Origin of the sequence: Pseudonocardia sp., from assembly GCF_035305885.1 — a bacterium.
Taxonomy (GTDB): domain Bacteria; phylum Actinomycetota; class Actinomycetes; order Mycobacteriales; family Pseudonocardiaceae; genus Pseudonocardia.
In genome coordinates this window covers 1-20,554 of the sequence record NZ_DATGOP010000103.1, presented here as the reverse complement: position 1 = coordinate 20,554, position 20,554 = coordinate 1, and the positions used below count along the sequence as shown (strand labels likewise).

The window sequence follows — 20,554 nt, the reverse complement described above, 5'->3', positions numbered from 1 at the left end:
GCCCGCCGGGGAGCGCCGGGCTGGACCGGGAGGAGGAGCGCGGTGGCCGAGCGACGCTACGAGTTCCGGATCACCGGACGGCTCTCGGCGCGGGCGCGCAGCGCGTTCCCCGGGATGGAGGTCCGCGAGGTCCCCGCGGGGACGGTGATCACGGGCGAGGTCGCCGACGACGGCGGCGTCCAGGACGTGCTGGCGCTGATCCAGTCGCTCGGTCTCGAGGTGGTGTCGGTGCGCCGCACCCCCGAGCGGCGGGCCGCGGCCGAGGAGGCGCTCCCGCCGGGCACCTGACCCGGTCAGCCGGGTTCCCGCCGATCCGTTCCCCGGCCGCGGGTGAGCAGGTAGGCGAGCATCCCCAGGACCGGCAGCAGGACGAGGACCACCACCCAGCACGCCTTCGCCGCCCGACCGACGTCGGGTCGCGCGAGCAGGTCCTGCAGCGCCACGAACAGCAACAGGAACCACGCCGCGATGACGACGAAGACCACCCCGGTCCACAGCAGGCCCACCCAGGCGGGCTCGGCGGTCGCGGCCCGGGTCACGGGAGCCCCCCGCGCAGGCCGGCGTCGTCGCTCCAGTCGTAGACGACCGCGGTGCGCAGCACCACGTCCTGCACCGACCGGCGGCGCGCGCTGACGGCGGCCCACAGCAGGCCGAGCGGGAACAGCACGCAGAACACCGCGCGCAGGGTCGCCCGCGACCAGGCCAGCGGGGCGCCCCGCGCGGACAGCACGCGCAACCCCATGACCCCGGCCCCGACCGTGCGGCCGCTGGTGGCCCAGGCGACGGTCAGGTAGAGCGCGGCGAGCACCGCACCCACGCCGAGCGAGTGCGCCCAGGTCGGGGCGGGCCAGCTGAACGACACCGGCGACCAGGCGAACCGCAGGCCCGCCACGACGAGCAGCGCGACGCCCAACATCGCCAGGACGACGCCGAGGTCGATGACGGCGGCCGCGACGCGGGTGACGATGCCCGCGACCGGTCCCGCGCGCGACCGGTCGGCCACGGGCCTGTCCGAGGCTCCCACGGCCGCGCTCACGACGGCAGCGGTGCCGGCGGCGCCGGGGCCCGGGGCAGGTGGCGGCGCAGCAGCCGGTCGAAGATCCCGGCGACGACCTCGTCGGCCTGCATGGCCTCCCGCCGCACCGTGCGGACGGTGTCGGAGGTGAGGGTGCCGGTCGAGTGGCGGATGATCTCGGGCAGGTCGATCCCGTCGACCACCTCCCGCGCGATGCCGAGGACGTCCACCCGCGCGAGGACGGCGTCGAGGTCGACCCGGGCGACCACCCGGTCCGGGTCGATCCTCGCGGCGAGCGCGTCGAGGTCGAGGCGCGCGGCGATGCCGTCGAGGTCGATCCGCCGCACGATCGCGTCCAGGTCGACCCGGGCGACGGCGGCGTCGAGGTCCACCCGCCGCACGATCGCGTCGAGGTCCACCCGGGCGACGGCGGCGTCGAGGTCGATCCCCGCGGCGACGGCGTCGAGGTCGACGTGCCTGCGGACGAGCTCGGTGAGGTCGACGGCGTCGACGACGGCCGCGACGACGCCCCGGACGGCGAACCTCAGCAGCGCCGAGGCGAGCTCCTCGGCGGCGGCCCGGCCGGACCGAGCCCGCTCGGTGAGCGCGGACCGCACGTCCGGCGGCGTGAGCGCGAGGACCGCGCCCGCCATCGCCCCGGCCGCGGAGCCCGCGGCGGTGCGCACGGGCCGCGTGACCTGCCACGCCCACAGGGCCGCGCCCACCCCGACCTCGGTCGCGGCCCACCGATCGGCCTCCACCGGGCCGGTAGGCCCGCCGGTCACGGCGACGGCGCCGTGGACGCCGCATCCGGCGCCTGCCCCAGCGCCGTGCGCTTGAGCTGCTCGTACTCGGCGGGCGTGATGCTGCCCGAGTCGAGCAGCCGCTTGGCCTTCGCGATCTGGTCGGCCGGCCGGTCCCCGTCGCTCGCGATGCGCCGCACGTCCTGCTCGAACCGCGCCCGGCCGGCCGCGACCTCGTCGCTGCGCCGCTGCGCCATCGCCCCGCCCTGGGCGACGAGGTAGGCGAACACGCCGATGAACGGCAGCACGATCATGAACAGCAGCCAGGCGGTCTTGCCCCACCCGGAGATGTCGTCCCGGCGGAACACGTCGCCGAACACGATGAAGAGCAGCCAGAACCACAGCACGAACCCGAAGATCACCAACATCGTCCAGAAGAACTCGAGCAGGGGCATCGCGATCACCTCGATGCGGTCGGGAGCCGCGGATCGATCCGCGGGACCCGACCCTCCTCCGCGCGCCGCTGCCGGGCCTCACCCGCGAGGGAGGAACCCCGCGGGCGCTCAGACCGGGATCCCCCCGTCCCGCGGGTCGTGGGCCCCGTCGTCGCCGTGGCCCCGCAGCCTCCCGATGAGGAACAGCAGGCCCCAGAGCAGCAGCACCACGATCGTGGTGTCCGGCCCGACGGCCATCGCGGTGAGGCCCAGCAGCGGCACGAGTCCGGTGCCCCGGGTGACCGTCGTGAACCCGCCGTGGCAGCGGTCCCGGCCCGGCGGCTCCCGCCACCTGCGGAACGACTCGACCAGCGCTGGGTCGTCCGCGGCCAGGGCCGCCTCGATGCGGCGCAGCGCCTCGCCCCCTGCTCCGACCGGCATCGCGCACCTCCCCTCGGCGCATCGACGGTCTCCGAGCCTCGCCCCCGCCCCGTCGCGGCGTCGTCACCCCGCCGGGGTGACGAGGTCCGCAGGCGCGGGCCGCTCGCGGGCGGCCTTCCCGCCCAGTACGCGCAGCAGGGCCGCGACGGCCTCCCCGATCCCCGGCGGTGCGGCCGCGGCGGGGGAGACGCCCCGGGCGCGCGTCGGCGTGCGCACCCGCAGCGCCCCCGGGAGCGAGCGGAACACCAGGGGCGGTGGCAGGCGCAGCGCCTCTCCGTCGACGCCGACGTCGACGAGGGGGTCTGCGGAGTCGACGACGAACTCCGGCACGCTCCACGCCCGGTAGCCGCGGAAGTAGCGGATCCGGCCCGTCGCCTCGGCCGCGACGAGCGCGGGGACGTCCCGCGCCCGGTCCACGGTCACCGTGACCACGCCGAGCACGCCCTCGTCGATCCGCGGGCGCGTCCCGAAGCCGGTCATGTTCTCCAGCCGGTAGGCGTCGTTCGAGACGAGCACCATGTCGGCCGACGGCGCCGTCCGCCCGTCGGGGAGGGCGAACCGCAGGTCGAACCGCCGGCCCGCGGGCCCGAGCAGCTCGGGCAGCAGGTGGGCGGCCGTGGCGAGCTTCGCGTCCCGGTACGCCTCTGACTGCACCATCGTGGCGTACACGCCGAGCGAGGCGTTGTTGACGAAGATCCGGTCGCCGATCAGGGCGAGGTCCACCCGCCGTTCGACCGCCGCGCCGTACGCGTCGAGCGCGCCGGCGACGTCGTTGCGGTCGAGCCCCAGGTCGAGGGCGAAGTGGTTGCGGGTGCCCGCGGGCACACACACGAAGGCCACGTCGTGGCGGTGCGCGACGTCGGCGACCAGCGCCTGCGAGCCGTCGCCCCCGGCCATGCCGATGACGTCGGCGCCGCCCGCCACCGCGGCCTCCGCGAGCGCCCGCAGGTCGTCCCCCGGCCGCAGCCGGACGGGCCGGACGCCGCGGCGCAGCGCCTCGGCCGCGAGGTCGAAGCGGTCGACCTTGCCGCCACCGGAGCGGGGGTTCACGAGCAGCACGCCCGCGCGGGCCGGTGCGACCCGCCGGCCGGTCCGGTGCGGCCCGAACTCGTCGGCGAGCGCGTACCGGGCGGCCCCCACCGCCACGGCGACCAGGGCCACGACGAGCGCGATCCGGCCGACCGCCGCGGCGTCGAACCCGAGCACGGCGAGCACCAGGATCGCCACGGTCGCGACCAGCGACGCGCCTGCTGGCACCGCGGCGGCGATCCGGCGGGAACCGGTGTTCACCAGCGCGGTCCACGCCGCGGTGACGGCGAGCACCACGAGCGCGGCGACGAGCACCAGCAGGCCGAGGTTGCGGATCGCCGCGAGCGCCGCGGCGGTGACGGCGCCCGCGAGGGCGAGCAGCGCCACCCCCGCGGCGGCGCGCCGGGCCGGGGTCGGCGGCGGGCTCACGGCGCGCCCCGCGCCCCGGTCACGTCCGCCGCCGCGCCAGCGCGCCGACGACCACGCCCACGGCCAGCACGATGATCAGCACGAACCAAAGGGCCGCGGTGACGGTGAGCGTGAAGAACGCGATCTGCACCGGCTCGCGGTTCTGGAAGATGAAGATCAGGGTCAGCGCGGCGACGACGAGCGCGACGATCTGCTTCGTGCTCAGCCTGCCGCGCGACGTCGCCGAATTGCTCACAGCGGTTCACGCCGGTACGTGGCCAGCGCCCAGATCACCGCGACGTCGAGGGCGATGATCGCCAGCGACCAGACCGGGTAGTACGGGATGAACAGGAAGTTGGCGATCAGGCTCAGGCAGACCAGCACGATGCCGACCGCGCGGGCCCAGGTCTGTCCGCGCACGACCCCGATGCCCGTGACGAGGAGGAGGATCCCCGCCAGCAGGTGGATCCACCCCCAGGCGGTGATGTCGAACGCGTAGACGTACTCCGGCGTCCGCAGGTAGACGGTGTCCTGGAACAGCGCGGCGATCCCGGCGAGCATGTGCCACACGCCGGCGACCATCATCAGGGCCGCGGCGAACAGGGTGAGGCCGCTGGCCCACGGGGACGCGTCCGCCTGGGTGCCTGCTGGCCGGGACGGGAGATCTGTGCTCATCGGTCCTCCTCGTGGCTGTCCCCCCGCCGGCGATGGTCACCGCGTAGGACCCCCCGGGCGTCGCCCGTAAGGGGTGAATGGCGCTCACCCCGGGGCGCGCTCGGGGCGCGGGAGCGGGCCGTCGACCGGCAGCGGTGCCGCCGGGGTGGGCTGCGGCGGCCCGGCCATGCCGGGGGAGGCGGCCCGCAGCAGGGCGTCCGCCCACCGCGCGCCCGGGTCGATGTCGACGAGGAGGGCCTTGGCGAGCAGTGTGAGCGGGATGGCGAGGATCGCCCCGAGCGGACCGATCAGCCACGCCCAGAACGCCAGCGCGAGGAACGTGACCGTCACCGACAGCCCGACCGCGTCGCCGACGAACCGGGGCTGGATCAGCGACTGGACCACGAAGTTGAGCACGCAGTAGACGACGATGACCAGCGTCATCATCGCCGGCCCACCGATCAGCAGGCCGAGCAGCGCGGGCGGGATCAGCCCGAGGAGGAACCCGACGTTCGGGATGTAGTTGGTGACGAACGACAGCAGCCCCCAGGTGACGGCGAGCGGGATCCCGATGATCGCCAGCGCGACGGTGTCGAGGGCGGCGACGATCAGGCCGAACACCGTCGACACGATCAGGTACTGGCGGGTGCCACGGGCGAAGCCGGTGAGGGCGTCGCCGACCGCGGGGCGGTCCGCGGCGATGAGGCGGATCCGCTCGCCCGCGGTGCCGGTCTCGACGGCCAGGAACAGCAGCAGCGCCAGGATGAAGACGAGGTTGCCCGCGAGCCCGGCGACGCTGCTGAGGAACGCGCCGAGCAGGCCGGCGAGCTTGCCGAGGTCCAGCGACTGCGCGATGTGCTCCAGCTCGCCGGGACCGACGCCGAACCGCGCGAGCAGGCCGGCCGCGGACGAGGCCAAGTTCTGGCTCTGGCCGGCGTACTGCGGCAGAGCCGTCGCCAGCCGCGCGATCGAGGCGATGATGGTCAGCGCCAGCGCGAGGACGACCGCGTACACCGCGAGCACCAGCACGAGCGTGATGACCCAGCGCGGCCAGCCCTTCCGCTGGAACCACCGCTGCACCGGGGCGACCGCGATCACGATGATGAGGGCGAGGAACGCGGGCCCGATCAGCCAGGCCATGGCCTGCACCCCCGCCGCGACGATCACCGCTGCCGCCATCCCCAGCAGGACCACGACACCGCGGGGAAGCGCGGGTTCGGAGTGTGCAGCCGTCATGGCGGCAAGCTAGGTCCGGCACACGCGGGCGGGGTCACCCGAACGTGGTGACCCCGCCCGCGTGCGCCGGCGTCAGGCCGGCTGCCCCGTCTCCTCGAACGCCTCGCGCAGCTTCGCCTCCTGCTCGGCGGACAGGTTCGTGGAGATGAGCTGGGCGCGGGTGCCGCGGAACTGCTCGACCACCCGGTCGGTGACGGCGTTGGACGTCATCGCGAACAGCGCCGAGGTGCCCGGGGTGACCTCCTCCCGGACGCGCCGGATGAAGTCGTCGTCGATCCCCACGTCGGCCAGCGAGCCGGTCAGCGCCCCCATGGCGGCCCCGATGGCCATGCCCAGCAGCGGCACGAAGAAGATCAGGCCGAACAGCAGGCCCCAGAAGCTCCCGCCGAGCGCCCCGGCGCCGACGAGGCTGTGCAGCTGCTCGGTCCGCGGTTTCTTGCGCCCCTCCGGCCACGACACGACGGCCGCGTCGACGAGCTGGAGCAGCTCCTCCTTCTGCAGGCGCTCGAGCGTGGTGAGCGCGCTCTGCGCGCCGTCGGCGGTGTCGAACCGCCACACCGTCAAAGTCGCCATCTGCCTGCCCTCCGGTCGGGGTCGTCGTGCTGGACGCGTACGCAGCCGACCCTCCGGGGGCGGCCTGGGCGGGGCATCACCTCCGCCGGGTGAGCGGGTGCCGTTCATCCGTCGCGGGGGAGGCGCCGAACCGTGGCTCCCCCGACCGTGACCAGCGGGCGAGGAGGGGAGTCGGCCATGGAGACCACGGCCGCGACGCGGAGGGTGTACTTCCACGATCCCGAGGCGCCGCGGGCGACGGTGGTCGCGCCGTCGGTGTTCGTCGCGGCCCGCAACGGGTTCGGTCGGCTGCTCCTGGTGCGCCGGTGCGACAGCGGCGCGTGGGAGCTGCCGGGCGGCCGCGTGGAGGTCGGCGAGGACGCCGTGGCGACCGCGGTGCGCGAGACGGCCGAGGAGGCGGGCGTCAAGGTCCGCATCACCGGGCTCGTCGGGCTCTACACCGACCCGGAGCACGTCGTGCGGGCCGTCGACGGGAGCGTGCGCCAGCAGTTCGTGGTGGTCTTCTCCGGGCGCGGCGTCGAGGGCGCACCGGTCGCCGACGGGATCGAGACCAGCGAGGCGGCCTGGGTCGCGCCGCGGCTGCTGGACGGCATGGACATCGCCGCGCCGGCCCGGGGCTGGATCGCCGATGCGCTGGTCGTCGGCGACACCCCCGGCCCGCCCTGACGGGGAGGACACCGGGATGGTCACGACGACGGCACGCACGGCGCCGGACCCGACGAGCGTCGCCGGGCACGTCGCGCGGGGGCGCGGGGCCCGCGCCGCGACCCCGCGCTCCGCCCACGGCCGGCTCGGACCCGCGCATCGGGATCCCGTCGAGGTGCTGGGCGCGCAGGACGCCGCGCGGGTGCCCGACCTGGTGCCGATCCGGTACGGGCGGATGGCGGTCTCGCCGTTCGCGTTCTACCGCGGCGCCGCCGCGCTGATGGCGCACGACCTCGCCACCACCCCCGTCTCCGGCCTGCGCGCCCAGCTCTGCGGCGACGCGCACCTGGCCAACTTCGGGTTCTTCGGCTCCCCCGAACGCCGGCTGGTCTTCGACATCAACGACTTCGACGAGACGCTGCCCGGCCCGTGGGAGTGGGACGTCAAGCGGCTCGCCACCAGCTTCGAGGTCGCAGGCCGCGACGCCGGGTTCCCCGACCGCGACCGCAGGCGGATCCTGCGGGCGGTCCTGCGCGAGTACCAGCGGGCGATGCGCGGGTTCGCCGAGATGCCGACGCTGCAGGTCTGGTACGCGCACGCCGAGGTCGAGGCGGCGCGGCGGCGGTACGTCGGTGACCTCGCCCCGAAGCGGCGGCGCCGGCTCGACCGCGGGCTCGCGAAGGCCCGCACCCGCGACAACCTCGGCGCACTGCGGCGGTTCGCGGCCGCCGACCCGGACGGCGGCGTGCGGCTCGTCGCGGACCCGCCGATCGTCGTGCCGGTGCGCGACCTGTTCCCGGACGCCGCGGCCCGCACGAACGTCGAGCAGACCCTGCACGACCTGCTCCGCGGCTACCGCGCGAGCCTGCCGCCGGAGCGGCGGGCGCTCTACGACCAGTACCGGCACGTCGACATGGCCCGCAAGGTCGTCGGCGTCGGCAGCGTCGGCACCCGGTCCTACATGATCCTCATGCTGGGACGCGACGCGAACGACCCGCTGTTCCTGCAGGCGAAGGAGGCGGGCCCCTCGGTCCTGGAGCCGGTCCTCGGCGCGTCGGAGCCGGCCAACCACGGCGAGCGGGTGGTGGTGGGGCAGCGGCTGATGCAGGCGACCGGGGACATCCTGCTGGGCTGGCAGCGCGTGTCCGGCATCGACGGGCAGGAGCGGGACTTCTACGTCCGCCAGCTGCGCGACTGGAAGGGCTCGGTCGAGGTCGAGGAGATGGCGCCGGCCGGGATGCAGGTCTACGCGCAGATCTGCGGCTGGACCCTCGCCCGGGCGCACGCGCGCACCGGCGACCGCATCGCGATCGCGGCCTACCTCGGCTCGGCGCAGACGTTCGCGGAGGCGGTCGCCGACTTCGCGCAGGCGTACGCCGACCGCAACGAGCGCGACCACGCCGCCCTCGTGGCCGCGATCGCCGCGGGACGCGTGCGGGCCGAGCAGGGCGTGTAGCCCCGCTCAGCGCTCGTTCGCCCCGACGGCCTGGTCGATCACCAGCGCGAGGCGGCCGAGCAGGACCTCGGCCTCGGCCGGGGTGATGATGTCGACGCCGACCGCGCGGGCCACCTCCTCACCGATCAGGGCGTGCAGCCGCATCGACCAGCCCGCCCGGGCCACCGCCTCGGTGAACGCGAACGCATCGGCGGAGCCGTTCGGCTGCGGCTCGGCCGTCTCGGCACCCGTCCCGGGGCCGGGCTGAGCCCGCAGGCGCCGCTCCCGCCGCTCCGCCACCTCGTCCATCTCGGACTCCTCGTCACCGTTCGGGCCCGTCGATCCGGCGGTCGCCGGGTTCGGTCGAGGAACGGTCCGGTCGAGGCGTTCCTCGAACTGTTCCAGCGCGATCGCGGCGGTGATCAGCAGCAGTGGCAGCAGCAGACCGACCAGGACGAACGCCGTGACCACGAGCCCACCCCCGCGCCGTGCGATGGACCTGCAGGGTCGCGCCGCGCGCGCGCCGCGTCCTCATCCGAGCGGGATGAGGACACCGGCGGGCACTGCGCCGAACACCACAGTGGGGATCAAGGGTCTTGCCTTTCGGTCACCTGCCGGGTGAGATGCCGCGTATGCCCGTGATCCTCGAGCCGTTCTGGCCGTCGCGGCGGGGACACGCGTTCGACGAGCGCTGTCGCTGACCGGACCCCGCACCCGGCCAGCTCTCCTCCGCACCCCCACGGGTACCGATGAACCGCATCCTGCTGAACGCCTTCGACATGGCCTGCGTCGGCCACCAGTCGATCGGCCTGTGGCGTCACCCCGACGACCAGGGGCACCGCTACACCGACCTCGAGTACTGGACCGATCTCGCGCGCCTGCTCGAGCGCGGCGGCTTCGACGCGCTGTTCCTCGCCGACGTCCTCGGCGTCTACGACGTGTACGGCGGCTCGCGCGACGTGGCGGTCCGCGACGCGGTCCAGGTGCCGGTCAACGACCCGATCATGGCGATCTCGGCGATGGCCGCCGCCACCGAGCGCCTCGGCTTCGGGGTGACCGCGTCGGTGACCTACGAGCAGCCCTACGCGCTCGCCCGCCGGATGACGACGCTCGACCACCTCACCAAGGGCCGCATCGCCTGGAACGTGGTCACCTCCTACCTGGAGAGCGCCGCCCGCAACCTCGGCCTCGACCGGCAGATCCCGCACGACGAACGCTACGAGCTCGCCGAGGAGTACCTGGAGGTCTGCTACAAGCTCTGGGAGGGCTCCTGGGAGCAGGGCGCGGTGGTGCGCGACGCCGCCCGCGGCGTCTACACCGACCCGGCCAAGGTCCACGACATCGAGCACAAGGGCCGGTTCTTCGAGGTGCCGGGGCCGTTCCTGTGCGAGCCGTCCCCGCAGCGCACCCCCGTGATCTTCCAGGCGGGTGCCTCGTCGCGCGGTTCCCGCTTCGCCGCCACGCACGCGGAGGCGGTGTTCGTCAACGGCCCCACCACGGGCGTGGTGCGCCGGTTCGTCGACCGGATCCGCGAACAGGCCGCCGACGCGGGCCGGGACCCGTCGTCGATCAAGATCTTCGCGATGCTCACGCCGATCACGGCCGAGACCGACGAGGAGGCGGCGGCGAAGCGCGACTCCTACCTCGAGCTCGTGAGCACCGAGGGCGCCCTCGCCCTCTTCGCGGGCTGGACCGGCGTCGACCTCGCGGGCGCGGCACCCGACCAGCGGCTCGAGTACGTCGAGACCGACGCGACCCGCACCGCGCTGGCGGCGTTCACCACCGCCGACCCCGACCGGGAGTGGACGGTCGGGGAGCTCGCCCGCTTCGTCGCGATCGGCGGGCGCGGGCCCGTCGTCGTCGGCTCGGGCGCGACCGTCGCCGACGAGATGGAGCGCTGGGTCGACGAGGCGGGAGTCGACGGGTTCAACCTCGCCTACGTCGTCACGCCCGGCACGTTCGCCGACTTCGTCGATCACGTGGTGCCGGAGCTGCGCCGCCGCGGGCGCGTCCGGGACGGGGTCGCCGGCGCCACCCTGCGGGAGAACCTGGGCACGGCGCCGGGTCCGCAGCTCGCGCCCGACCACCCCGGCACGCGCTACCGGAAGGTGGCGCCGTGAGCGGCCGCCCGCCCGGCTTCTCCGGGGCGCGGCGGTGGCACATCGACCTGTGCCGCACGCACGCCGCGCTCTGTCGCTGACCGCGAGAACCCGACCCCCTCCTCCCGAACGCCCGCCGGAGCGGGCGCCCCCGACCCTGCGCTGCTCGCGCACCGACCCGATGGGTTTTTGCCATGGCTGAGAACGCTCCGACCCCGCGGCCCGAGGACCGGCGGGACGCGGTGAAGGCGGTCGTCGCCGGCACGGTCGGCACCGCCATCGAGTGGTACGACTTCTACATCTACGGCCTGGTCGCCGGGCTGGTCTTCAACGAGCTGTTCTTCCCCGAGTTCGACCCGCTCGCCGGCACGCTGCTGGCGTTCTCGACGTTCTTCGTCGGGTTCCTGGCGCGGCCGCTGGGTGCTGCGATCTTCGGTCACCTCGGCGACCGGATCGGGCGCAAGGCGAGCCTGGTCGCGACGCTGACGCTGATGGCGCTCGGCACCGTCCTGGTCGGCGTCGTGCCCACCTACGACAGCATCGGGGTCTGGGGCGCGGTGTTGCTGGTCGTGCTCCGCGTGGTCCAGAGCATCGGTGTCGGCGGGGAGTGGAGCGGCTCGGTGCTGCTCGCCACCGAGTGGACGACGTTCCGCAACCGCCGCGGATTCACCGGCAGCTGGGCGCAGTGGGGCTCGCCCGCCGGGCTGACGCTCGCGACCGCCACCCTGTCGCTGGTGAGCGGCATGGGGCAGGAACAGCTCCTGGCCTGGGGCTGGCGCATCCCGTTCCTCGCGAGCTTCATCCTCTTCGGCGTCGGGCTGTGGATCCGCCTCGGCATCCTCGAGACCCCGTTCTTCCAGCAGATGGTCGCGGGCGAGCAGCGCACGTCCCGGCCGGTGGTCGTCGCGGTCCGCCGCAACTGGCGGGAGATCATCCTGACCTGCCTGGTCCGGATGGGCCAGCACGCGTCGTTCTACCTGTTCACGACGTTCGCGCTGTCCTACGGCGTGGCCAACCTCGGGCTGCCCCAGCAGCCGTTCCTCAACGTGATCCTGGTGGCGGGCATCGTGTCGCTGGTCACGACGCCGCTCTTCGGCTGGCTCTCCGACGTGATCGGCAGGCGCCGCATGTACCTCATCGGCATCGTGACGATGCTGCTGTTCGCCGTGCCGTACTTCGCGGTGCTGGAGTCCGGCAGCTTCGCGCTGATCGCGGTGTTCGTCGTGCTGTCGCTCGTCGTCCACGACATGCAGTACGGGCCGCAGGCCGCGCTCATCGCCGAGGCCTTCCCGGCGAACGTCCGCTACAGCGGCTCCGCGCTCGGCTACCAGCTGTCGTCGATCACCTCGGCGGGGCCGGCCCCGATCGTCGCCACCTACCTCGCCGCCCAGTTCGGAAGCTCGGTCCCGGCGGGGGTCTACCTGGTGGCGCTGTGCCTGGTGGCGCTCGCCGCGACGCTCTTGCTGCGCCCGCAGGGCAGGATGGTCGAGGACGAGCCCGTGCCCGCCGGCGTCGGCGGCTAGGTGATCGTCGCGTCGAACGCCGTGCCGAGCAGGAAGGTCACGGCCGCCGCGGCGCCGCCGATGGCGAGCTGGCGCAGCGCGCGCCGCAGCGGCGGGCCACCGGAGAGCACGGCGACGCTCGCGCCGGTGAGCAGCAGCGCCACCCCGGTGAGCACGCAGGACACCACGACGGCCGCGACGCCCTCGGCGCCGAACAGGAACGGCAGCACCGGGATCACGGCCCCGATGGCGAAGAAGGCGAAGCTCGACGACGCCGCGCGGGCCGCGGTGCCGACCACCTCGGCGCCGTGCGAGCGGGGGTTGTCGGACCTGGAGGCGCCGGCGCCGCGGCGCAGCACCGCCTGCGCCCGGCGCTCGGCGTCCTCGGCGCTCATCCCGCGGGCCCGGTAGACGAGGGCGAGCTCGTTGGCGTCGACGTCGAGCAGCGGGACGGCGTCCTTCGCCGACTCGTCCGGGGCCGACTCGCCCAGCAGCTCGCGCTGTGAGCTGACCGAGATCCACTCGCCCGCGGCCATGGACAGCGCGCCGGCCAGCAGCCCGGCCAACCCGGTGAGCAGGATCGTCATGGGGTCGGCACCGCCGCCGATCACCCCGAGGACGAGCGCGACGTTGCTCACCAGCCCGTCGTTGATGCCGAAGACGCCCGCGCGCAGGGTGCCCGACATGCGGGCCCGGCTGCGGGCGGCGAGCCCGCGCACCACCTCGCCGTGGATCTGCTCGTCGGCCAGCATCGCCGGGGGCACGTCGGCGGTCGCGTGGTTCGTCAGGCGCCGCTCGGCCTGCTCGACGAGCGCCAGCACGAACACCCAGCCGATCCGGCGCGCGAGCACGCCCATCAGGCGGGCCCGCAGGCTCGGCCGCACCGGCCTGCCCACGTGCTCGCCCAGCCTGCGCTCCCAGTAGGCGGCGTGCCGCTCCTCGGCCTCGGCCAGCCCCATCAGGATCTCCCGCTCCTCGCCGTCGCGGCGGTGGGCGAGCTCGCGGTAGACCTGAGCCGCCTGTCGCTCGTCGGCCAGCCTGCGCCGCCACCGCCGCAGCCGGGACGGCGGCGGGGGCGAGGTGTCGGGATCGCTCTCGTCGTGCACCTACCGCATCTTCCCGCATGCGGTGGTGCGGCAACCCCACCACCGTCACCACAGCTCGATGCGCACGATGTCGATCGACAACGGGGTGATGACGAGCTGGTTCACCCGCATCAGCTGGGCGAGCCGGTGCCTCGCCGCGAGGACGTCCCTGATGTCCTGGTCCGGGCGCAACCGCACGGTCAGGCTCGGGACCGGCCGCAGCGTCGTGCGCACGACGACCGGCACCGCTTCGCTCCACCCGCTCGGCGTCCACGTCATGCGGCTCACGCCCGCGCCCTCGCACGCCTTGCGCCAGCGCCATCGCAGCTCACCCGCGAGGTCGGAGTCGTCGATGGCCCGGTCGCGCGCGGTGAGCTGGCCCGGTACCCACACCGGGCGCGCCGGGGCGCGCAGCAGCGCGGCCGAAAGCCCGCCGGTGAACCCGAACAGCGCCGCGGCGACCATGACGAGCGACATGGCGGCGGGCGGCTGCACCGCCGCCGCGAGCGCGACCCCGCAGGCGCCGATGGCGAGCAGGCCGAGCACGACGAGACCGAGGCGCCGGGACGCCCCTCCGGCGGGCGGCGGTGGCCCCGGGTCGCCCGCCGGCTGCGGCGTCGGCACCATGGCCGGCGCCATCACGTCCTCCGCAGTGCGGGGGTCCGTTCTACCGGCACACCGACGGTTCCCATGTGATCCACCCCCTCCGGTGCCCCCGTGCGGGTTCATCTCGGGTGCGGTGGCGGCCCCGTTAGCGCGGCGGAGGTGGCTCTAGAAGGAGGCCGCGGCCGCCTCGGCGACGGAGTGGTCCTGCGCGCCGGTGCCGCCGCTGACGCCGACCGCCCCGACGGTCCTGCCGTCGCGGGCCAGCGGGATCCCCCCGGCGAAGATCATCACCTTGCCCTCGTTGGAGGCGTTGATCCCGTAGAAGTCCTGGCCCGGCTGCGAGTTCTCGCCCAGCTCCTTGGTGGTGATGTCGAACGCGCGCGAGGTCCAGGCCTTGTTGATCGAGATGTCGACCGAGCCGAGCCACGCACCGTCCATGCGGACGTGGGCGACGAGGTTGCCGCCCGCGTCGACCACGGCGACGTTCATGGGCTGGCCGATCTCGTCGGCCTTGGCCTCGGCGGCGGCGATCACGCGCCGGGCGTCGGCGAGCGTCAGTGCGGTCATGGCGGGCCTCCCTGTGGGTGGTGGGTGGGCGGACCCCGCTCGCGTACCCGTTCCGGCGGCCACGACCCGGCGCGGGGACTACCACCACCCCGGAGCAGGCACCCTCCTCCTCGGGTAGCGCGCGGGGTCGGGCAGCTCCGGGTCGACCGGGGCGCCGTGCTCGACGATCAGCTCGCCGAGCCTGCGCAGCGCGGGCACGCCCGCGAGCACCCGGTCGCCCTCGACCAGCGTCGGCACCACCCGCGTGCCCAGCCGCTCCCACTCCTCCCGCCAGGCGCGGATCCGCCGCCACGCCGCGGTCGTGATCGGCCCTCGCGCGACGCTCACGGCGTAACCGCTCTCGCGCAGCGGGTCGGAGGGGGAGTTCCCGCGCAGGAACGGCCCGGTGAGCCGGCGGCGCAGCACCTCGGGGTCGCCGATGTCGGCCCCGTCGACCCAGTACGTGGAGAACAGCAGCCGGCGCACGTCGTCGGCGACGCCCGCCCCGTACGCCTCGGCGTAGCCCGCGACGGCCGCCTGGGTGTTCGGGGCGAGGGTGGGCGGCTCCCAGGGCAGCGTCTCCCCGGGCAGCAGCAGCTCGGTGACCTCGCCCAGCTCCTGCTTGATCCGCAGGTGGTCGTCCTGGTCGAGCCGCCGCCCGATCACCGGCAGCTGCGGGTCGTGCTCGACGGCGCGCCAGTCGACACGCACGTCCGCAGCGCCGAGCGCGTCGGCCCGCCGGCTCGACAGGTAGCTGTAGGGGCAGCCGAAGTCGCCGTAGACGATCAGACCGGGCTCCATACCTCCACCTCCACTGGCACCTCCACGGGCCGCCTCTCGGCCCCGGCACCGGTGCTGTGACCACTGCCGTCACCTCGAGGATGCCGAGCGGTGGGGAGCGGCAGGTAGGGCCGGACGGGCCGGGGCACGCGGTCGTTCGGCCCCGCGGCCCGTGGCGGGCCCCGGGGCCGGGTCGTGTTGCGACGCCGCCACCACGGCGAGGGACCATCCGCGGCCACCCGGCGCGGCACTCCCCGGCTTTCCCCTGCCGGAAAACTCTCTGGTGCCGTTCGCATAGTGCGAGTACACATCCACGATCCGGATCGTTGTGGTGTGGTCGACGGGAGGTGCGCGGTGCACCAGAGTGGAGCGTGCTGCGCGCGTTCGACCTCCCGAGGCCCGCCGACCGACCCTTGACGGCCGCGAGCAGCGCCGTCTAGCGTTCATATGCCGAACATGTAAGTCGTCATAGTGAACATCGAGCGACCTCACGGAGCCTGGGATGCACGGCGAAGCCAACGCGGAGCCCGTCGACCGCGACGGCGACTTCGCCCCGGCCGCCGAGGCGGACCGGGGCCCGATCCAGTCGATCGAGCGCGCCGCGAAGGTGCTCTCGTTGTTCGACGGCGACACACCCGCGCTCACCGCGGCGACCGTCTCGGAGCGGCTCGGGCTCAACCGCACGACCGCGCACCGCTACCTGCAGGCGCTGCAGTCGTCCGGTTTCCTCGGCAGCGGCTACGGACCCGGCCCGCTGCTCGACCAGCTCGCCGCCGTCATCTCCGGGCGGCAGCAGATCCTCACGCTGGCGCCGGCGATCATGCGCGACCTGTCCGACCGCACCGGGCTCACGGTCGTGCTCAGCTTCCTCGGCCGGTCCGGCGCCGTCGTCACGCTCGTCGAAGAGGCGTCGGCGGGCACGGTCGTGCTCACCGTGCGGGTGGGGACGGTCCTCGAGCTCAAGGCCGCGCAGACCCGCGTCCTGCTCGCGTTCCAGTCCGACCCCGCCGTCGTCTCGCGCATGCTGGCCCGCCTCGCCCCCGAGGAGGCGGTGCGCGAACGCGCCCAGCTGGCGTCGGTGCGCCGCGACCGGCTCGCCTGGGCCGACCTCGGGCAGGTCGGGCTCGCCTCGGTCGCGGCGCCGATCTTCGGCCGGAGCGACATCGGGGCCGCGATGGCGATGATCGGCACGACCGCGACGCTCTCGCCGGGCCAGAGATCGGGAGAGCCGGTGGACTCGCTGCGACAGGCCGCGGAAAAGCTCAGCTCACTGGTCTCCCCATAAGGGAGGCGCCACCCACGAGGGCGGCCCCAGGAAACGGCTGCGACGACGCACGAGAGCGCAAGGAGGCGCTGATGAAGGCGCGGCTTTGGCATTACGGCAGCCTGCTGCTGTCGTCGTTCATCCTCTTCATCACCGTCATCACGGTCCTGTTCTTCCTGCTCGAGCTCGCGCCCGGAGACCCGGTTCAGGCGCTCGTCGGCGACGTTCCGCTCACCGAGGAGTTCCGCCAGCAGCTCATCGCGGCCTACGGGCTCGACCGGCCCGCCTGGGAGCGCTACCTCGTCTACCTCGGCAACGTGCTCACCGGGAACCTCGGCTATTCGTTCGCCACCAACGCCGAGCCGGTTCTGGACATCATCCTCAGCCGGGTGGGCACCACCCTCGCCCTCGCGGTGCCCGCGTTCGTGCTCTCCACCGCGGGTGGGATCGTCCTGGGGTCGATCGCCGCGCGCACCCGCAGACGCTGGCTCGACGCGGGCATCTCGGGTTTCACGGTCGGGCTGTTCTCCATCCCGAACTTCTGGCTCGGGATGCTGCTGATCATCGTTTTCTCGATCACGCTCGGCTGGTTCCCGACCGGGGGCAAGAGCCCGTACGGCCAGCCGGGGATCTCCCTCGAGCACATGGTGTTGCCCATCATCACGATGGCCACCAGCGAGCTCGCGTACAAGGCGCGCATCATGCGCTCGTCGATGATCGAGTCGCTGGGCCAGGACTTCATCGACACGGCCCGCTCGAAAGGGCTCTCGTCGCGGCGACTGGTGTTCCGGCACGCCCTGCCGAACGCCCTGCTGCCGATGATCACCGTTTCCGGCTACAGCCTGGGATTCATCCTCGCCGGCTCCGTGCTCATCGAGCGGGTGTTCGGCTGGCCCGGAATGGGATTGCTGCTCGTCGACGCCATCGAACGGAAGAACAACATGGTCGTGCTCGGAATCACGATCGTGCTCACGTTCACGATCATCGTGGTCAACATCGTCACCGACGTCGTCTACGGAATCGTCGATCCGCGGCTGCGCGCGCGGTTCACGCCGAACAAGCCGAGCCCGGAGGTGGTGGGATGACGCAGCAGGTCTCGGAGGCGCCGTTCCCGACGGACGCGCCCCCGCCGAAACCGGACCCGGCCACCGCGCCGCAGCCGCCCCGCGGCGGGCGGACCGCGACCTGGCGGGCGTTCCTGCGCAGGCCGTCCACGGTGGTGTTCGGCTCGCTCCTGGTCGTCTTCGTCCTCGTCTCGGGGCTCGGGCCGTTCTTCGTCGACGACCCGATGGCGACGAGCTACCCCAAGCTCCTGCCGCCCGGCGGGGAGCACCTGCTCGGCACCGACATGCTCGGCCGGGACTACCTCGCGCGGGTCGTGCACGGCGGGCGCATCTCGCTCGCGGTGGGCTTCAGCGTCGCGCTGCTGTGCATGACCCTCGGCGTGGTCATCGGCGGCATCGCCGGGTTCTTCGGCGGCTGGGTCGACACCGTCATGGTCAAGATCGCCGAGTTCTTCCAGGTGCTGCCCGGGCTGGTGCTGGCGCTGGTGGCGGCGGCGCTGCTCGGCTCGAACGTCGGCATCATCATCGCGATCCTGGCGATCACGATGTGGCCCGCGGTCGGGCGCATCGTGCGGGCCGAGGCGATGCGGATCTCGAAGCTCGGCTACGTCGAGTCGCAGCGGGCGGCCGGGTTCCACGGCATGCGGATCCTCTGGTCCGACGTGATCCCGAACGCCATGCCGCCGGTGCTCGTGGCCACCACGATGACCGTGGGACGCGCGATCCTCATCGAGTCCGGCCTGTCGTACATCGGGATCGGCGACCCGAGCAACCCGAGCTGGGGCTCGCTGCTCAACGCCGCGCAGTCCTACATGCGCGAGGGCTGGTGGCTCGCCCTCGTGCCCGGCGGCTGCATCTTCCTCGTCGTGCTCGCCGTCAACCTGCTCGGCGACGGCCTGAACGACGCGCTCAACCCGACCATCGGGAGGGTCAAGTGAGCGCCCCCCTGGTCGCGGTGGAGGACCTGAACGTGGTGCTCCCCACCGGGCACCGCAGCGAGGTCGAGGCGGTCCGCCGCGTGAACCTGGTGATCTCCGACGGGGAGCGGGTCGGCCTGGTCGGAGAGTCCGGCTCGGGCAAGTCCGTCACGGGGCGGGCCATCGCCGGGCTGCTGCCCACCTCCCCGCTGGTGCGGGTGAGCGGGTCGATCCGTCTCTCGGGAACGGAGATGGTCGGCGCCCCGCCCGCGGCGTGGGACGAGGTCCGGCGCAAGCACGTGGGCATGATCTTCCAGGACCCGCTGACCTACCTGAACCCGACGATGCGCGTCGGCAAGCAGGTCGCCGAGTCCATCCCGGCGGGCCGCGAGGGCGACGCGGCGGCCCGCACCCGCGCGGTGCACCGCTTCCTCGAACAGGCGGGGCTGGAGCACCCCGAGGAGGTGGCCGCCAAGTTCCCGCACGAGCTCAGCGGGGGGATGCGCCAGCGGGTGCTGATCGCCATCGCGATCGCGAAGCTCCCGCGCCTGATCATCGCCGACGAGCCGACCACGGCGCTGGACGCGACCGTCCAGCAGCGCGTGCTGCGCACCCTCGACGCCACCGTCAGCGAGCTGGGCACATCGCTGCTGCTGATCTCGCACGACCTCGCCGTCGTCGCCGGGATGACCGACCGGATCTACGTCATGTACGGCGGGCGGATCGTCGAGGAGGGCCCCACCGAGCAGGTGCTCACCGAGCCGCGCCACCGCTACACGCAGGCCCTGCTGCGCGCCGTGCGCAGCCTGACCGACGACGGGGTGGAGCTGTACTCCGTGCCGCCCGAGCTGCGGCGCGAGCTCGCCGAGGAGGTGGCCGCCGATGCTCCTTGAGGCCAAGAACGTCTCGAAGACATTCCGGTCGGGGCGCGGGGCGCGACCCGTGCACGCGGTCCGGGACGCCACGCTGCGGGCGCGGCCCGGCGAGTTCGTCGCGATCGTGGGGGAGAGCGGCAGCGGCAAGAGCACGCTCGCCCGCATCCTGCTCGACCTGATCCCGGCGAGCTCGGGCAGCGTCGAGCTGGACGGGGTGCCGGTCGCGACGATGACGAAGGCGCAGCGGGTCGACTACCGGCGCCGCGTGCAGGCGGTGCTGCAGGACCCCGCCGGCTCGCTGAACCCGCGCAAGCGGGTCGAGCAGGCCATCGGCGAGGTGATCCGGCTGCACCGGATCGCCACCGGCCGCGCCGAGGTGCGGGAGAAGGTCTGCGAGGTGCTGCGGCTCGTCGGCATGAACCCCGCCGAGGAGTTCCTCGACCGCTTCCCGCATGCGCTCTCCGGTGGCCAGCGCCAGCGGGTGCTCATCGCGCGGGCGATCGCGCTGAACCCGCGGATCGTCGTCGCGGACGAGGCGGTGTCGGCCCTCGACGCGTCGGTGAAGGCGGGCGTGCTGCGGGTGATGGCCGACCTCAAGGATCGGCTCGGCGTCGGCTACGTGTTCATCACCCACGACCTGCCGGTCGTGCAGAAGGTCGCCGACCACGTCTACGTCATGCGGGCCGGCGAGATCGTCGAGGACGGCCCGAAGGACGTCATCTTCGGCGCGCCGTCGCACCCCTACACCCGGACGTTGCTGGCCGCCGCGCCGGTCCTGCGGCAGGCGCGCCGCACCCACGTGTCAGGAACTCGTGCAAAGGGGCAGGAGACCGTGCAGACGACGGAGACGGGCAGATGACGAGGACGGACCGGGGCCGCCGGCTGCTCGCGGTCCTGGTGGCGAGCCTGCTGGCGCTGTGCGCCTGTTCGGGCGGCGGCGGTGGCCAGGACGGCCGCACGTACGTGTACGCGGTCAACGGCGACCCGATGACGGTCGGGCTGAACGCGCAGTTCGTGGGCGGGACGTACCCGATCCTGTTCAGCGCCCAGCTCATGGACACCTTGATCTTCATGTCCGACGACTACGAGCTCTCGCCCGGGCTCGCCGAGAGCTGGGAGCTCAGCGACGACGGGCTCGCGCTGACGCTGCACCTGCGCCACGGCGTGCGCTGGCACGACGGGGAGCCGTTCACCGCGGAGGAC

26 protein-coding genes are annotated in these 20,554 nt (G+C 73.7%); 11 read left to right on the top strand and 15 right to left on the bottom strand.

The window, feature by feature from the left end; all coding sequences use genetic code 11:
* Positions 1 to 42: 42 nt before the first annotated feature.
* Positions 43 to 288 carry a DUF8691 family protein gene (locus tag VKZ81_RS21715; RefSeq protein WP_324243477.1) on the top strand — a complete coding sequence of 82 codons (246 nt, stop codon included), beginning with the start codon at positions 43 to 45 and terminating at the stop codon, positions 286 to 288.
* Between the two features lie 5 nt (positions 289 to 293).
* Here the strand turns inward: VKZ81_RS21715 and VKZ81_RS21710 are convergent, their stop codons facing one another.
* The 10 genes from VKZ81_RS21710 to VKZ81_RS21665 form a co-directional block, all read right to left on the bottom strand.
* A complete protein-coding gene (locus tag VKZ81_RS21710; RefSeq protein WP_324243476.1) occupies positions 294 to 539 on the bottom strand; it encodes a PLDc N-terminal domain-containing protein in 246 nt (81 codons plus the stop codon).
* Positions 536 to 1,003, bottom strand: a complete 468-nt coding sequence (locus tag VKZ81_RS21705) for an RDD family protein (protein ID WP_324243475.1) — start codon at positions 1,001 to 1,003, stop codon at positions 536 to 538. Before VKZ81_RS21705 ends, VKZ81_RS21710 begins: the two co-directional genes overlap by 4 nt.
* A 29-nt stretch (positions 1,004 to 1,032) precedes the next feature.
* Positions 1,033 to 1,800 (bottom strand): hypothetical protein, encoded by a 768-nt coding sequence (locus VKZ81_RS21700; protein WP_324243474.1) that lies wholly within the window; start codon positions 1,798 to 1,800, stop codon positions 1,033 to 1,035.
* Positions 1,797 to 2,213: an SHOCT domain-containing protein gene (locus VKZ81_RS21695; RefSeq protein ID WP_324243473.1), complete on the bottom strand. Its 417-nt coding sequence runs from the start codon at positions 2,211 to 2,213 to the stop codon at positions 1,797 to 1,799. The genes VKZ81_RS21700 and VKZ81_RS21695 overlap by 4 nt, the downstream gene beginning before the upstream one ends.
* 108 nt (positions 2,214 to 2,321) lie before the next feature.
* Positions 2,322 to 2,633 carry a DUF3040 domain-containing protein gene (locus VKZ81_RS21690; RefSeq protein WP_324243472.1) on the bottom strand — a complete coding sequence of 104 codons (312 nt, stop codon included), beginning with the start codon at positions 2,631 to 2,633 and terminating at the stop codon, positions 2,322 to 2,324.
* 63 nt (positions 2,634 to 2,696) lie between these two features.
* On the bottom strand, positions 2,697 to 4,091 hold the full coding sequence (locus tag VKZ81_RS21685) for a diacylglycerol/lipid kinase family protein (RefSeq protein ID WP_324243471.1): 1,395 nt from the start codon (positions 4,089 to 4,091) through the stop codon (positions 2,697 to 2,699).
* A gap of 19 nt (positions 4,092 to 4,110) precedes the next feature.
* Positions 4,111 to 4,326, bottom strand: coding sequence for a LapA family protein (locus VKZ81_RS21680; protein ID WP_324243470.1), 216 nt, complete (start codon positions 4,324 to 4,326; stop codon positions 4,111 to 4,113).
* The gene (locus VKZ81_RS21675) at positions 4,323 to 4,745 is read right to left on the bottom strand and encodes a DUF7144 family membrane protein (protein ID WP_324243469.1); all 423 of its coding nucleotides are present in this window, start codon (positions 4,743 to 4,745) and stop codon (positions 4,323 to 4,325) included. Before VKZ81_RS21675 ends, VKZ81_RS21680 begins: the two co-directional genes overlap by 4 nt.
* 84 nt (positions 4,746 to 4,829) lie before the next feature.
* Positions 4,830 to 5,960: an AI-2E family transporter gene (locus tag VKZ81_RS21670; RefSeq protein ID WP_324243468.1), complete on the bottom strand. Its 1,131-nt coding sequence runs from the start codon at positions 5,958 to 5,960 to the stop codon at positions 4,830 to 4,832.
* Positions 5,961 to 6,032: 72 nt separating this feature from the next.
* The gene (locus tag VKZ81_RS21665; RefSeq protein WP_324243467.1) at positions 6,033 to 6,533 is read right to left on the bottom strand and encodes a DUF1269 domain-containing protein; all 501 of its coding nucleotides are present in this window, start codon (positions 6,531 to 6,533) and stop codon (positions 6,033 to 6,035) included.
* A gap of 177 nt (positions 6,534 to 6,710) precedes the next feature.
* Here VKZ81_RS21665 and VKZ81_RS21660 point away from each other — a divergent pair, with 177 nt between their 5' ends.
* Both VKZ81_RS21660 and VKZ81_RS21655 read left to right on the top strand, forming a co-directional pair.
* Positions 6,711 to 7,199, top strand: coding sequence for an NUDIX hydrolase (locus VKZ81_RS21660; RefSeq protein ID WP_324243466.1), 489 nt, complete (start codon positions 6,711 to 6,713; stop codon positions 7,197 to 7,199).
* Between the two features lie 16 nt (positions 7,200 to 7,215).
* Complete coding sequence (locus tag VKZ81_RS21655) at positions 7,216 to 8,634, top strand: DUF2252 domain-containing protein (protein ID WP_324243465.1); 1,419 nt, start codon at positions 7,216 to 7,218, stop codon at positions 8,632 to 8,634.
* Positions 8,635 to 8,640: 6 nt separating this feature from the next.
* Here VKZ81_RS21655 and VKZ81_RS21650 read toward each other — a convergent pair whose 3' ends face one another.
* Positions 8,641 to 9,084, bottom strand: a complete 444-nt coding sequence (locus VKZ81_RS21650; protein ID WP_324243464.1) for a hypothetical protein — start codon at positions 9,082 to 9,084, stop codon at positions 8,641 to 8,643.
* 278 nt (positions 9,085 to 9,362) lie between these two features.
* On the opposite strand from VKZ81_RS21650, the gene VKZ81_RS21645 reads away from it, so the two are divergent.
* Positions 9,363 to 10,733: an LLM class flavin-dependent oxidoreductase gene (locus VKZ81_RS21645; protein ID WP_324243463.1), complete on the top strand. Its 1,371-nt coding sequence runs from the start codon at positions 9,363 to 9,365 to the stop codon at positions 10,731 to 10,733.
* A 173-nt stretch (positions 10,734 to 10,906) separates the two neighbouring features.
* Positions 10,907 to 12,235 (top strand): MFS transporter, encoded by a 1,329-nt coding sequence (locus VKZ81_RS21640; protein ID WP_324243462.1) that lies wholly within the window; start codon positions 10,907 to 10,909, stop codon positions 12,233 to 12,235.
* On the opposite strand, the gene VKZ81_RS21635 is transcribed toward VKZ81_RS21640, so the two are convergent.
* The 4 genes from VKZ81_RS21635 to VKZ81_RS21620 form a co-directional block, all read right to left on the bottom strand.
* Positions 12,232 to 13,320 (bottom strand): VIT1/CCC1 transporter family protein, encoded by a 1,089-nt coding sequence (locus VKZ81_RS21635; RefSeq protein ID WP_324243461.1) that lies wholly within the window; start codon positions 13,318 to 13,320, stop codon positions 12,232 to 12,234. The genes VKZ81_RS21640 and VKZ81_RS21635 overlap by 4 nt on opposite strands.
* A gap of 45 nt (positions 13,321 to 13,365) precedes the next feature.
* Positions 13,366 to 13,938, bottom strand: a complete 573-nt coding sequence (locus VKZ81_RS21630; RefSeq protein WP_324243460.1) for a hypothetical protein — start codon at positions 13,936 to 13,938, stop codon at positions 13,366 to 13,368.
* Positions 13,939 to 14,070: 132 nt separating this feature from the next.
* Positions 14,071 to 14,472 (bottom strand): GlcG/HbpS family heme-binding protein, encoded by a 402-nt coding sequence (locus VKZ81_RS21625; RefSeq protein ID WP_324243459.1) that lies wholly within the window; start codon positions 14,470 to 14,472, stop codon positions 14,071 to 14,073.
* Between the two features lie 78 nt (positions 14,473 to 14,550).
* Positions 14,551 to 15,252: a DsbA family oxidoreductase gene (locus VKZ81_RS21620; protein ID WP_324243458.1), complete on the bottom strand. Its 702-nt coding sequence runs from the start codon at positions 15,250 to 15,252 to the stop codon at positions 14,551 to 14,553.
* A gap of 481 nt (positions 15,253 to 15,733) precedes the next feature.
* Here VKZ81_RS21620 and VKZ81_RS21615 point away from each other — a divergent pair, with 481 nt between their 5' ends.
* From VKZ81_RS21615 to VKZ81_RS21590, 6 genes are all read left to right on the top strand, one after another.
* Positions 15,734 to 16,516: an IclR family transcriptional regulator gene (locus VKZ81_RS21615; protein ID WP_324243457.1), complete on the top strand. Its 783-nt coding sequence runs from the start codon at positions 15,734 to 15,736 to the stop codon at positions 16,514 to 16,516.
* Positions 16,517 to 16,587: 71 nt separating this feature from the next.
* On the top strand, positions 16,588 to 17,580 hold the full coding sequence (locus VKZ81_RS21610; protein ID WP_324243456.1) for an ABC transporter permease: 993 nt from the start codon (positions 16,588 to 16,590) through the stop codon (positions 17,578 to 17,580).
* Positions 17,577 to 18,497 carry an ABC transporter permease gene (locus tag VKZ81_RS21605; RefSeq protein WP_324243455.1) on the top strand — a complete coding sequence of 307 codons (921 nt, stop codon included), beginning with the start codon at positions 17,577 to 17,579 and terminating at the stop codon, positions 18,495 to 18,497. The genes VKZ81_RS21610 and VKZ81_RS21605 overlap by 4 nt, the downstream gene beginning before the upstream one ends.
* Complete coding sequence (locus VKZ81_RS21600; RefSeq protein WP_324243454.1) at positions 18,494 to 19,369, top strand: ABC transporter ATP-binding protein; 876 nt, start codon at positions 18,494 to 18,496, stop codon at positions 19,367 to 19,369. The genes VKZ81_RS21605 and VKZ81_RS21600 overlap by 4 nt, the downstream gene beginning before the upstream one ends.
* Positions 19,359 to 20,210, top strand: a complete 852-nt coding sequence (locus tag VKZ81_RS21595; protein ID WP_324243453.1) for an ATP-binding cassette domain-containing protein — start codon at positions 19,359 to 19,361, stop codon at positions 20,208 to 20,210. Before VKZ81_RS21600 ends, VKZ81_RS21595 begins: the two co-directional genes overlap by 11 nt.
* Positions 20,207 to 20,554, top strand: a 348-nt coding sequence (locus tag VKZ81_RS21590; RefSeq protein ID WP_324243452.1) for an ABC transporter substrate-binding protein, incomplete at its 3' end; no start/stop codon positions are given. The genes VKZ81_RS21595 and VKZ81_RS21590, both read left to right, overlap by 4 nt.